15 protein-coding genes are annotated in these 12,811 nt (G+C 45.4%); all 15 read left to right on the top strand.

Translation table 11 applies throughout. From position 1 onward, the window contains the following. Positions 1-30 precede the first annotated feature (30 nt). Positions 31-4,623: a metal-dependent peptidase gene (locus ASC42_RS09265; protein ID WP_021095713.1), complete on the top strand. Its 4,593-nt coding sequence runs from the start codon at positions 31-33 to the stop codon at positions 4,621-4,623. Then, on the top strand, positions 4,620-4,907 hold the full coding sequence (locus tag ASC42_RS09260) for an EscU/YscU/HrcU family type III secretion system export apparatus switch protein (RefSeq protein WP_009362432.1): 288 nt from the start codon (positions 4,620-4,622) through the stop codon (positions 4,905-4,907). Before ASC42_RS09265 ends, ASC42_RS09260 begins: the two co-directional genes overlap by 4 nt. A gap of 58 nt (positions 4,908-4,965) precedes the next feature. Next, positions 4,966-5,379, top strand: coding sequence for a flagellar export chaperone FliS (gene fliS, locus ASC42_RS09255; protein ID WP_021095714.1), 414 nt, complete (start codon positions 4,966-4,968; stop codon positions 5,377-5,379). A gap of 13 nt (positions 5,380-5,392) precedes the next feature. After that, positions 5,393-6,208, top strand: a complete 816-nt coding sequence (locus ASC42_RS09250; RefSeq protein ID WP_055441498.1) for a flagellin N-terminal helical domain-containing protein — start codon at positions 5,393-5,395, stop codon at positions 6,206-6,208. A gap of 82 nt (positions 6,209-6,290) precedes the next feature. Further along, entirely contained in the window at positions 6,291-6,728 is a 438-nt protein-coding gene (locus ASC42_RS09245) for a YaaR family protein (RefSeq protein ID WP_035063520.1), read from the top strand. Between the two features lie 13 nt (positions 6,729-6,741). Beyond that, positions 6,742-7,143 carry a TIGR03826 family flagellar region protein gene (locus tag ASC42_RS09240; RefSeq protein WP_021095717.1) on the top strand — a complete coding sequence of 134 codons (402 nt, stop codon included), beginning with the start codon at positions 6,742-6,744 and terminating at the stop codon, positions 7,141-7,143. A 65-nt stretch (positions 7,144-7,208) separates the two neighbouring features. Further along, positions 7,209-7,466, top strand: a complete 258-nt coding sequence (gene flgM, locus ASC42_RS09235; RefSeq protein WP_021095718.1) for a flagellar biosynthesis anti-sigma factor FlgM — start codon at positions 7,209-7,211, stop codon at positions 7,464-7,466. Positions 7,467-7,480: 14 nt separating this feature from the next. Further along, positions 7,481-7,933 carry a flagellar protein FlgN gene (locus ASC42_RS09230; protein ID WP_021095719.1) on the top strand — a complete coding sequence of 151 codons (453 nt, stop codon included), beginning with the start codon at positions 7,481-7,483 and terminating at the stop codon, positions 7,931-7,933. 12 nt (positions 7,934-7,945) lie between these two features. Continuing rightward, complete coding sequence (gene flgK / locus ASC42_RS09225; RefSeq protein WP_021095720.1) at positions 7,946-9,487, top strand: flagellar hook-associated protein FlgK; 1,542 nt, start codon at positions 7,946-7,948, stop codon at positions 9,485-9,487. 11 nt (positions 9,488-9,498) lie between these two features. Then, positions 9,499-10,371: a flagellar hook-associated protein FlgL gene (flgL, locus tag ASC42_RS09220; protein ID WP_021095721.1), complete on the top strand. Its 873-nt coding sequence runs from the start codon at positions 9,499-9,501 to the stop codon at positions 10,369-10,371. Positions 10,372-10,385: 14 nt separating this feature from the next. After that, positions 10,386-10,940 carry a DUF6470 family protein gene (locus tag ASC42_RS09215; RefSeq protein WP_021095722.1) on the top strand — a complete coding sequence of 185 codons (555 nt, stop codon included), beginning with the start codon at positions 10,386-10,388 and terminating at the stop codon, positions 10,938-10,940. Between the two features lie 13 nt (positions 10,941-10,953). Beyond that, positions 10,954-11,391 (top strand): flagellar assembly protein FliW, encoded by a 438-nt coding sequence (fliW, locus tag ASC42_RS09210; RefSeq protein WP_021095723.1) that lies wholly within the window; start codon positions 10,954-10,956, stop codon positions 11,389-11,391. A 12-nt stretch (positions 11,392-11,403) separates the two neighbouring features. Then, on the top strand, positions 11,404-11,652 hold the full coding sequence (gene csrA / locus ASC42_RS09205) for a carbon storage regulator CsrA (RefSeq protein WP_042894877.1): 249 nt from the start codon (positions 11,404-11,406) through the stop codon (positions 11,650-11,652). After that, positions 11,642-11,827 (top strand): hypothetical protein, encoded by a 186-nt coding sequence (locus ASC42_RS09200; RefSeq protein WP_009362420.1) that lies wholly within the window; start codon positions 11,642-11,644, stop codon positions 11,825-11,827. The genes csrA and ASC42_RS09200 overlap by 11 nt, the downstream gene beginning before the upstream one ends. A gap of 138 nt (positions 11,828-11,965) precedes the next feature. Next, positions 11,966-12,811, top strand: a complete 846-nt coding sequence (locus ASC42_RS09195; RefSeq protein ID WP_042894880.1) for a flagellin N-terminal helical domain-containing protein — start codon at positions 11,966-11,968, stop codon at positions 12,809-12,811.

The raw sequence follows: 12,811 nt of genomic DNA, 5'->3' as shown, positions 1-12,811 counted from the left end.
AGGAATATTGGAGAACGGAGATGGGTCGTTATGGAAATTCGCGGATACGGACATTATCGCTCGGCATCCTCATCGTCAACGACTGTGACGTTAAAAGCCGGAGATGTGTATGAAGCGGTCGTGAAAGAGCAAGTAAGTGAAAAAGAAGCGATCGTGCAATTGCGAGGGGTGGATATTCGGTTTCGTTTTGAAGGAGACGTGCCGCCTTCTGGGAGAGTGAAAGTGCAAGTGACAGGTGGGAATGGAGAAGTGGTCGAAGGGAAGGTTGTGACACCTCCTTCCACATCATCATTTGAAACGTTTGAAACGCCTGAACTTCGCCAAGCGGCAACGATCGTTGCTCAAAAGCAACTGCCGCTCACTCGCGAAACGGTAGAGGCATTGCGCACATTTTTAGCAGAAGGGAAAGGAACGGTTGAACAAAAGTTAGAAACGATTCAAATTGCCGCAAGTAAAAAGCTTGATATGACAGTAAAGCAGTTACAAGCGGTTCATGAGGCGCTCCACGGCAAGCCGTTAAGTGCATCGCTACATGATATCGTGCGCGCCATTGACGCACATTTTTCATTTACTCCAATCGCCAAACAACCGTCGCAAACGATTAGCGAATTACGTACACAGTTACAACAAGAAAAAAATATAGACCGCGTCATCGAATGGACGAAACAGTTTGCCGAAGAAAACGGGCATGAGGAGATTGCGAAAGCTGTTCGTGAAGCGACTGTAATGAAAGAGAGAGGTCATGAATCGTTTGCCCGCAGCCGCATTATGCAAGCGGTCGCTATGGCAGAAGTGAACGAAAAGAAAACGAATGACGTACAAACAGAACGGGCAACGACGCAAGAGAAACAGTTGCAAATCATTCGTCAACAAATTGAACGCGAGCCGATTGTCGCCAAAGCGATCGCTATAGCAAAAGGAAGCGACGTCGTTCGTCAAACGCTCGGGCCAGCATTACAAGAGGCAGAACAGTTGTATCGCTCAGGTCAACCACTTCGTGCTAAACAAAGATTGCTTGAAGCGTTTGCTTCTGTAGAGAAAAACGAAGATGTTCCGGTACAATCGGCCTCACCTTCACAAAAGCAAGTCATCGATGAAGCGAAACGCATCGTTCGCAACGCTCGCCATGTCGAAGATGCGGTTCGTCAGCTGAAAGAAACGGTTTTACCACGCATCGAATCGAAGGAACTATATGAAGCCGTTGAACGTGTACAACAATTAGGAGAAAAAGCAAAAAACGACCTTATTCAAGCATTGCGTACGGTAGGAGACCAACCGAGTAAGTCAACATTGCCGTTAGAAAGAAAAGAAGCACAGCTAAAACAAGTGGTTGATTTACGAAAACAAGCAGAAAGCGATCCGAATGTGAAAGCCGTGGAGGCGCAAGTGAGAGAAATCGTTCGAGCATTGCCAGTGGAACAGGGAGAGAAGCTCGCTCGCGCTTTTGACCAAGCGAAACAGCTGGAGACGGTTGGACGAAGTGTCGAAGCTCGTCAGCAGTTGGTGCAAGCATTACGTACGGTGGAAGAAGAAGCGATTGCGGACGTCGTGCGGACAGCGAAAGAAGTGGTTCGAGCGAATGCGCCAACGTCCACACCGTTGGAAGCCAAAGAAACACAGCTGAAACAAGTGGTCGAGGTGCGGAAGCAAGCAGAAAGTGCCCCAAATGTGAGAGTGGTGGAAGCCCAAGTACGCGAAGTTGTTCGTACGTTGCCAACAGAACAAGCAGAGAAAGTCGCTCGCGCGCTTGAACAGGCGAAACAGTTGGAGACGGTTGGACGAAGTGTGGAAGCTCGTCAGCAGTTCGTGCAGGCGTTACGTACGGTGGAAGAAGAAGCGGTTGCGGATGTCGTGCGGACAGCGAAAGAAGTGGTTCGAGCGAATGCGCCGACAACGGCAGTAGAAGCGAAAGAATCGCAGTTAAAGCAGGTCACTGACGTGCGTAAGCAAGCAGAAAGTGCGCCGACGATGAAAGCAGTGGAGCCCCAAGTGAGAGAACTCACTCGTACGTTACCAGCGGATGAAGGAGAGAAAGTCGCTCGTGCGCTCGAGCAGGCGAAACAGCTGGAGACGGTTGGACGAAGTGTGGAAGCCCGTCAGCAGTTCGTGCAAGCGTTACGTACGGTGGAAGAAGAAGCGGTTGCGGATGTCGTGCGGACAGCAAAAGAAGTGGTTCGAGCGAATGCGCCTTCAACGGTAGTAGAAGCGAAAGAATCGCAGTTAAAGCAAGTTACTGAAGTGCGGAAACAAGCGGAAAGCGCGCCGACGATGAAAGCAGTGGAGCCGCAAGTGAGAGAAGTCGTTCGAGCGTTACCAGCGAACGAAGCAGAGAAAGTCGCTCGTGCGCTCGAGCAGGCGAAACAGCTGGAGACGGTTGGACGAAGTGTGGAAGCCCGACAACAGTTGGTGCAGGGGTTACGTACGGTGGAAGAAGAAGCGGTTGCGGACGTCGTGCGTACAGCAAAAGAAGTGGTTCGAGCGAATGCGCCGGCAACGGCAGTAGAAGCGAAAGAATCGCAGTTAAAGCAGGTCACTGACGTGCGTAAGCAAGCGGAAAGTGCCCCAAATGTGAGAGCAATCGAGCCGCAAGTGAGAGAAGTCGTTCGAGCGTTACCAGCGAACGAAGCAGAGAAAGTCGCTCGTGCGCTCGAACAGGCGAAACAGCTGGAGACGGCTGGACGAAGTGTGGAAGCCCGTCAGCAGTTCGTGCAGGCGTTACGTACGGTGGAAGAAGAAGCGGTTGCGGATGTCGTGCGGACAGCGAAAGAAGTGATCCGAACGAATGCGCCAACCACGGCGTTGGAGGCAAAAGAAACACAGTTAAAGCAGGTCGCTGAAGTACGGAAACAAGCAGAAAGTGCCCCAAATGTGAGAGCAATCGAGCCGCAAGTGAGAGAAGTCGCTCGTACGTTACCAGCGAACGAAGCAGAGAAAGTCATTCAAGCATTAAATCAAGCAAAATTATTTGAAGCAGTTGGTCGTGGTGCAGAGGCACAGCAAAAGCTCGTGCAAACGTTACGTGCCATCGAACAACAGCTCGTGCCTGAATATGTCCATCGTGCAAATATGATTGCCGATCGCCTTGAACAACAAACAATGACGTTGGCAGAAGCGGTTCGTGAGCTTCAAGGTGATGCGACACTTGCTAAACAACCAAATATGGCGCAAACGCTTCAGCAAGTTACACAAATGCTCGACAAACAACGCCAACAGCTATTCACAGCCCTTGTAATAACAGAAAGTGGAAAACGTGTAACGAATGATGTACGTGTTGCTATCGCTCAAGCGATGAAAACGATACAAAAGGAGCCAAATGTGAAAGAAGCGCTAAACGTGGCGCGTGCGCAACTCGCTCAACATATGGAACCGTCACTTCATGAAGCGTTTGCTCGTGCTGATGAGCTTGCAGAAAACGGGCGAGAAATGGCCGCAAGACAAACGGTCGTTCAAGCGCTTCAACAAGTTGAACAGACGTTGTTGCCAAACAATACCTCAACAGCTGATGATGCGGCGTACGAATCGTTAGCTGCGCTCGGCTTGCAATCAAAAGATATTATCGTGCAAACCGTCACGAAACGGATGGCAGAAGCGACGAAACAGTTCCAACAAACGAAGCGTGATATGATGCGCAATTTAGAGGCGATTGATCATCTCATTACTCAATACAAGCAAGCGGCGCGACCGCAAGCAAAACAATTGCTAGAAACGACGATTAAACAGCTCGACCAAACGATTTTAAAAAGCGATGCGATGTTGTTTGCCGATATGACGATGGAGAAAAAATTACTGCAAGCAAGTTCGCAATTAGCAGAAGCGAAAAAGCTGTTAGAGAAAGGGCAAATGACAGAAGCGCAAAAAATCGTAAAACAAGTAAAAAGTACGCTTGAACAAATGCAATTTAAGCCGTCCGATGTGAAAGTGAAGCATTTTGTCGACGCTCAGTCTCTTAAACAACAAGCGCCAGAACAAGCATTACTCGCGCAATGGAACGATGTTGTCCAACCGGAGCCGTCCGCGCGTCATATGCTGCAAACGATTCGTCGCCTCGGCTTGATGCATGAAACCGATATGGCGAATGCACTCGTGTTTAACGGTGAAAGCGAACAAACGGAAGATACGATGAAAGGACTCTTAATGAAATTAGCACAGACAGGTGGAGAAGCAGCGAAACAAGCAGAACAAGCGTTGACGAATATGACCGGGCAACAGCTGCTGAATAAAAACGATCAAGGAAGTGCGATGCAAACGCTCTTTTTTACGATCCCGTTGTTGCTACAAAAGGAAGTAAAAGATGTGAAAGTATATGTCAATGCCCGAAACGACGGAAAACGAGTCGATTGGGAAAACTGCAGCTTATACTTTTTACTTGAAACGAAAAAGCTCGGCGATGTCGGCGTGCTGTTAAGTGCGAACGAACGAACAATTTCTGTGACGTTTCGTAACGATCGCGAAGATTTTGCAGAGCGCATGCGTCCGCTCATCGAAACGGCGACAAAAAGGTTGGAAGACATCGGCTACCGCGTCGGTCACGTACAATTTACGACGTTTGAGAAAAAAGAAGAAAAAACGAATGAGCCGAAACGGGCAACATGGACGGAGAAAGGATATGATTTTACAATATGATGTACTTTAACCAAAAACGAAAACGGGAAATAAACGGTCCGTCGGCGGCGGTCATTCGCTATGAAGAAGGAGATAAAGCGCCGACCGTCGTCGCCCACGGGCGCGGCTATGTGGCAGAAAAAATTATCGAACTCGCCAAACAAAATGGAGTGCCCGTCGAACAAGATGCCGCGCTCGTACAACATTTACTTGATCTTGACCTTGGCGATACGATTCCCCCACAACTGTACGCAGTCATCGCAGAAATTTTAATTTTAATTGAAAAAATGGAACGAAACTATTAAACATTGAAAAATCGTGACGATAAATAAAGTAGGTGAACGATAAAAGGAGAGTGAGCGCGTGGAATTTTTAACAGAAGAAGCGGTGTATAAAAAAACGCCGCAACAATTAACAGCGCTACTTTATGAAGGGTTAATTGAAAGTGTAGAAGAAGCGATCGCAAGCACAAAAAAAGGCGACTACTCTTATGCCAACAAACTATTGCAAAAAGCAAACGATATTTTACAACGACTAGGTGTTGGGTTAAATTATGACGCAGGCATTATCGCTCATCAATTAGATGCGCTATACAACTATATGGCCGAGCGTCTTATTGATGCCAATATGAAAAAAGACGTAGCCATGATGCAAGAAGTGTTAACGATCGCCAAAGACATTGCGACAGCATGGAACGAGGCACTAAAAAAACAACCGACAACAAACGTTGTGGCAAAAAAAGCGGCGACATATGAACAATTTATTATGACAGAGTAAAGGAGAGAAAAAAATGAGAATCAACCATAACATTCAAGCATTAAACGCTTATCGTAACTTAGCGGTCAACCAATCGAATACAGCGAAAAACTTAGAAAAACTTTCCTCTGGTTTACGCATTAACCGCGCAGCAGACGATGCAGCAGGTTTAGCCATTTCCGAAAAAATGCGCTCGCAAATTCGCGGATTAGAAGTTGCAGAACGCAACGCATTAGATGCCATTTCGCTTATTCAAACAGCGGAGGGGGCGCTCAACTCGATTCACAGCATTCTTCAACGTATGCGTGAATTAGCAGTGCAAGCGGCAAATGGTACAAATACAGATGATGATCGTGGACATATTCAAAATGAAGTTGAGCAATTAATTGAAGAGATTGATCGCATTGCGAATAAAACAACATTTAATGGCACGCCATTGCTGGATAATAGTTTTATTAATGTTAAATTCCAGATTGGTGCAAATGAAGGAGAGGAAGTAGAAATAAGTATAGCAGGTATGACATCATCACTGTTAGGTGTTAGCGGTTTAGATGTTTCTACTGCAGCTGGAGCATCGAGTTCTATTACAACGATTGATGATGCGATTAATATAGTTTCCACAGAACGTGGCAACCTTGGCGCTTACCAAAACCGTTTTGAGCATGCAATCAACAACTTAAAAACAGCGCATGAAAATTTAACGTCTGCGGAGTCACGCATTCGCGATACAGATATGGCGATGGAGATGACGAACTTTACGAAAAACAACATTTTAAACCAAGCAGCACAGGCGATGCTCGCGCAATCAAATCAGCTCCCACAAGGAATTTTGCAATTGTTAAAAAGCTAATGGGTAAAAAGGGTAGGTCGATGCGACCTCGCCCTTTTTTTGTACGTGTGGCATAATAAAAAGAAAAAAGGTGTGAACGATGATGGAAGTGCAAAAAGTATCGCGGGCGTCGTTGAATCGTGTCGAAAAAAAAGACGATGCGCCGATGGAATCGGTGTCGTTTACGGAAGTGATGCATAAGAAAAAAAGCGACGTGTTATTTGAACGTTTTCAAACGATGGCGCAAGAAATTGAAGCGCAAGGGAAAAGGTTAGCTGAGTCGCAAACGGTAGAAGATTTAAAAAAATATAAAAAGCTTGTGAAGCAATTTTTAGACGATGCAGTGAAAAATAGTTTGCAGCTCGAGGAACAGCGCGGATTTAGTCGCGGGGGACGGACGAAAATTTATAAGCTTGTGAAAGAAGTCGATCAAAAGTTAGTCGAGCTGACAAATGCGGTGTTGGAAAAAGAAAAAAAGGGACTTGATTTGCTTGGACTCGTCGGTGAAATTCAAGGATTGATTATTAATATTTACACATAAGGGAGGGGAAAGCATGTTAGATAACTGTCCAAAATGTGGAAGTTTGTTTGTGAAGACGCAATTTCGAGATGTGTGCGAGGCATGTTATAAAGAAGAAGAAAAATTGTTTGAAAAAGTGTACGCATTTATTCGAAAACGGGAAAATCGAACAGCAACGATGCCACAAGTAGTGGATGCCACAGGAGTAGAAGAAGCGTTAATTGTTAAATGGATTAAAAAAGGACGCCTGCAGCTCGTTCATTTTCCGAACCTCGGTTATCCGTGCGAAAAGTGTGGAGCAACGATACGTGAAGGGCGACTATGTTCAAAGTGCATTGGTGGTATCCAGAAAGAAATGACGAAAATTCAACGAGAAGAGGAACGACAAAAACAAGCGAAGCGTCAAACGACATATTTTACAGAGAGAGACGACTAAACATTTTTTTCTTTTAGCCGATAATAATCATAAGGAAAGAAGAACGGGAAAAGCGAGGTGGGATGATGAAAATTAATCGTATTCAGCCGATGAGCGTCAATCCGTATGAACGGACGTCGCGCGTTGAAAAACCAACAAAAGCGACGAAAAAAACAGATCAAGTCGAAATTTCAAGCGCGGCGAAAGAATTGCAAGAAGCGGCGAAATTTTCTTCGGAACGGTTAGAAAAAATGGAGCGGTTAAAAGCAGAAGTGCAAGCAGGGACGTATGCGATCGATGCGCGTGCCATTGCGGAAAGCGTGTTGCGCTATTATAAACGATGACGGAGCGAATGAACATGATCGATCTTATGGAAAAGCTGCTGACATTTCACCGTGGACTGTTGCAGCTGGCACAACAAAAAACAGAAGCGATTAAAAAAGGCGACATTCATGCGTTGCAACAAATGATGGCGAAAGAACAAAAATATGTCATGGCCATTCGCCAGCTCGAGAGCGAACGAATGAGCCTTCTTTCACATTTACCTGAAGAAGAGCGAACGGTTCGTTGTTACGCAGAACAGTTGGAAGAAACGGAACGTACAAAGCTTCTCCACTTAGCAAGCGATTTAAGCGAAACAATCGCACGGTTGAAAGAGCAAAACGAGCTCAATATGCAACTATTGCAACAGTCGCTTCAGTTCATTCATTTTACCCTTGATCTCATGATACCGAACGAACAAGATGTGACGTATGACCCGAAGCGAACGGATGAATTGCCGCCACGGTCGTCGTTTGAAGCAAAAACGTAAGGGGGTTTTTTTGTGCTTTCAACATTTCATGGATTAGAAACGGTACGGCGCGGGATGACCGCCCAACAACAAGCGCTATACGTTACGGGGCATAATATCGCAAACGCCAACACGCCAGGTTACTCGCGCCAACGGGTAAACTTTGAACAAACGCCGCCATATCCGTTTGCGTCGAAAAACCGTCCTGTCGTGCCAGGGCAAATGGGAACAGGTGTGGAAGGCGGCACCGTGCAACGAATGCGCGAAGAATTTTTAGACGTCCAATATCGTGGCGAAAATATGAAATACGGCTATTGGAATACGCGCGCAGAAGCGTTGTATAAAATGGAAGAAATTATGAACGAGCCGTCAGACGAAGGGCTTGCGAAGACGCTTGACCGTTTTTGGCAGTCGCTTCAAGATTTAGCCGTCAATCCGTCAAACTCAGGTGCGCGCTCCGTCGTCCGTCAGCGCGGCATGGCGGTCGCTGAAACGTTTCATTACTTATCAAGCTCGTTAAAGTCGATTCGTGATGATATAAAAAATGAGCTTGACGTAACAGTGAAAGCTGTAAATTCATTGGCGCGTCAGTTAAATGACTTAAACAAACAAATTAGCGAAGTCGAAGTGCATGGTTATTTGCCGAACGATTTATATGATGAACGAAATCGGCTGTTAGATGAGTTGTCGCAATATGTGAACGTTAAAGTAACTCCTGTGCCAAGTGGCGGAAGTGCATTAAAAATTGCGGAAGGACGTTTTACGGTAGAGTTAGTGGATCGAACTGGTAGCACAGTCATCGGCACGCTTGTTGATGGACGACTTGGGAAAGTCAATGAATTTCAAGTGACATATCAAGATAACGTAGCTAAGACGGGGCCAATTGTTAGCTTTTCTCTTGGCGATGCATCATTTTCAACATTTGAGCGCTTAAAAGAAAACGGAAAAGTAGGAGCTCTTCTTTATTCTTATGGTTACAGCGAAGACGGAGGTACAACGACGAGAGGGTTATATCCCGAAATGCTAGGAGATTTAAATGCCATGGCAAAAGCATTTGCTGATCAGTTTAATACGGTGCATTCTAATGGATGGAGTGTGGCGGAAATAAAAAATAATGCGACTTCTCCATCCACTAAGCCATTTTTCACCTATGACCCAGCTGATCCAGCTGGAACGTTAGATATCGCACAAATCATTAAAGATTCACTTGACAATATTGCCGCATCAGCATCAGGACAAATTGGTGACGGAAGCAATGCGCAAGCGTTAGCCGAAGTAAAAAACGGAATGATGAATATCGCAGGAAACACAACAACGATCCAAAACTTTTATGAAAGTTTAATCGGGCAAATGGCGGTGAATGCGCAAGAGGCGAAACGGTTATCGCAAAATAGCGAAGTGCTTCGCCAATCGGTTGATGAACGACGCATGGCAGTTAGCTCCGTATCGCTTGATGAAGAAATGATGAATATGATGAAATTTCAACATGCATATAACGCCTCCGCGCGCATGATTACAATGATCGATCAAATGCTAGATAAAATTATTAACAATATGGGGATTGTCGGAAGGTAGGTGAACAGTAAATGCGTGTAACACAAATGATGCTTGCGAATAATACGCTTCGTAACGTAAGTAAAAGTTACGATAAACTCGGTACGTATCAACAACAATTGGCGACAGGGAAAAAAATTCATCGCCCATCCGAAGATCCGGTCGTGGCGATGAAAGGGATGCATTATCGTACGAGCTTAACAGAAATCGAGCAGTTTCAACGCAACCTTTCTGAAGCGTACACGTGGATGGAAAATTCGGAATCAGCGTTAGGTCATACAACAAGTGTATTGCAACGCGCTCGTGAGCTTGTCGTACAAGCGAAAAACGGCACGCTCGGTCCAGAAGACCGTCAAGCGATCGCGCGGGAAATTGAGCAGTTGAAAAAAGACTTAGTACAAGTCGCCAACACGAAAGTAGCAGGGAAATATATTTTTAACGGCACAAAAATTGAACAAGCGCCTGTGACAGACGGCACCCCACCGACGGTTAACAACAACAACGATGATTTTATGGTCGAAGTCGCCAAGGGAGTAAAACTAAAAATTAACGTCACGCCTAATAATGTATTTAACCAAGGATTGTTTAATACGTTGCAGCAAATTGAAAACGAATTAGCCAATCCAACAGGGAATTTAGACAATTTGCTTTCTCAATTAGACGGACATATAAACGACGTCCTTGCCGAACGGGCAGAATTAGGGGCGCGCGTCAACCGTCTAGAACTTGTTGAACAACGTCTTTCTGAACAACAACTGATCGCGAAACGAATGATTTCAGATAACGAAGATGCGGACATTGAAAAAATTATTACCGAATTAAAGTCGCAAGAAAGCGTTCATCGCGCTGCGCTTTCTGTCGGTGCGCGCATCATTCAGCCGACGCTCGTTGATTTTTTACGTTAAGGGGATGAGTTGAAATGAAAATCCCGCAGCTAACGATGCAAGCGACATTTCCGCAATTATCGATCACGATTGAGCGCGGATATATGCATATGCGCCAACAACAAGCCGAGCTGTCGATTGAACAACCGAAACCGCAGCTGGAAATGAAAACGACGCCTCCGCGCTTAACGATCGATCAAACGGAAGCGCGTGCCGATGTCGATTTAAAACATATTTTTCGCCGCATTGAAGAAGCAGCGCAAGACGGTTATGCGAGCTGGTTATCATATTTAGAAACGACAGCGATGCAAGGCGATGAATTAATGCGCATTGAACAAGGTGGCGACGTGCTTGCGATGCAAGCGCAAGCGAACAGCGAGCGCCCACCTTTCGACTATAACGTTGGGCTAATTCCACGCCCATTTAGCGTAAAAATCGGCTTCGAACAAGGGCGCATCGAGATGAATTGGCAAACGTCAGGAGCGCGCATTCATATCGAACCGCGCCCTGTACAAATCGACTATAAACCGAACGTCGTGCATATCGATTTAGCACGTCATAACAACTTGCGCATCGATGTGAGCGTATAAATGAGGGATGAAGATGAACATCGAAACGAAATATCACGGAACGATCGAGCTGTCTGACATGGCGATCGTTTCATTTGAAAACGGGCTACCGGGTTTTGAACATGAAAAGCAGTTTGCATTGCTGCCGATTCATGACTCACCATTTACAATTTTACAATCGGTACAAAATAAAGACGTAGCGTTTGTCATGATCGAGCCGTTTTCTTATTTTCCAACGTACGAAGTTGAACTCGATGATGCGACGTGCGAACAACTAAACATTCAAGCAGAAAACGATGTCGCGCTATACGTCATTTTAACGGTCGCCGAACCGTTTACAAACACGACGGCAAACTTACAAGCACCTATCGTCATTAACGTCCACGAACGAATCGGCAAGCAAGTCATTTTAACAAATACACCGTATAAAACGAAACATCGCTTGTTTCCAGAAACGGTTGAAGCGAAATAAGGGGGCGAGAACATGCTTGTGTTAACGCGCAAATTAAAAGAAGCGATCCAAATTGGCGATGACATTGAAGTCGTCGTTCTCGCCATCGACGGCGATCAAGTGAAACTTGGCATTCGTGCACCGAAACATATTGACGTGCATCGAAAAGAAATATATCTCGCCATCCAACAAGAAAACAACGCAGCATCACTCGCCTCCATGACTTCGCTTCAACAGCTATCTCATCGATTAAAGAAAGGAGGGGAAGAAAATGAGCGTTAGCATCGGCGGTGTTCAAGTCCCTGGCGTCATCGCTCGCATCGTTCAAGACAACAAAGCGATCGCCGAACAAGCATTAAACGAAATCATTAATAAACATAAGGACGATCCTGCTCGCATCGTCAAAGAAATACAACAACCATCGCCGTTTTCACAATTTCTTGACATTAAAGTATAAAATTTTTTTCGCAACCTATTAAACTTTGAAAAAAACAACCGATAATAAACGTGAGGGCAAGAAAGAAGGGCGGCCGACTTCATTCTTGCTAGCTAAACCACATGGACGTGGGAAAACAAATTCAAGGAGGAATATGAAATGAGAATTAACCACAACATCGCGGCGTTAAATACGCATCGTCAATTAACAATCGGGCAAAGCGCTACAGCAAAAAACATGGAGAAATTGTCTTCTGGTCTTCGTATTAACCGTGCAGGCGACGACGCAGCAGGTCTTGCGATTTCTGAAAAAATGCGTAGCCAAATTCGCGGCTTAGAGCAAGCATCTCGAAACGCACAAGACGGTATCTCGTTAATTCAAACAGCTGAAGGCGGTTTACAAGAAGTACATGCTATTTTACAGCGTATGCGCGAGTTAGCTGTTCAATCTTCAAACGACACGAACGTTTCACAAGATCGGGAAGCTCTTCAAGATGAGTTTGAACAACTTGGAAAAGAGCTAGAAAGAATTAAAGATAAGACGACATTCAACACACAAGAATTGTTCCAAGGTGCTTCGGGAAGCAATGTAAACTCTAGTGGTAAGCTTGTGCTACAGGTGGGAGCCAATAAAGATGATACCATCGAACTAGATTTGACAACTAAGGGAATTGACTTGAGTGATATCGTTAGTGATGCTCAAGGTGAAGATATTAGTACTCAAAGTGGAGCGGCCGGCGCTATTAGCAAGTTAGATGATTTGATTAAGACTGTTTCTGAAGGTCGTTCGTACTTAGGAGCAATGCAAAACCGCCTAGAGCATACGATTGCGAATCTTGACAATGCAGCAGAAAACTTAACAGCTGCGGAATCACGTATTCGCGACGTAGATATGGCGAAAGAAATGATGGAGTTTACGAAAAACAACATTCTTTCTCAAGCAGCACAAGCAATGTTGGCTCAATCCAATCAAATGCCACAAGGCGTATTGCAACTCCTTCGGTAA

The organism is Anoxybacillus suryakundensis, assembly GCF_001418025.1.
Classification (GTDB): domain Bacteria; phylum Bacillota; class Bacilli; order Bacillales; family Anoxybacillaceae; genus Anoxybacillus; species Anoxybacillus tengchongensis.
Note: the sequence above shows the minus strand (reverse complement) of the source record. Positions and strands in the feature narration are given on the sequence as shown.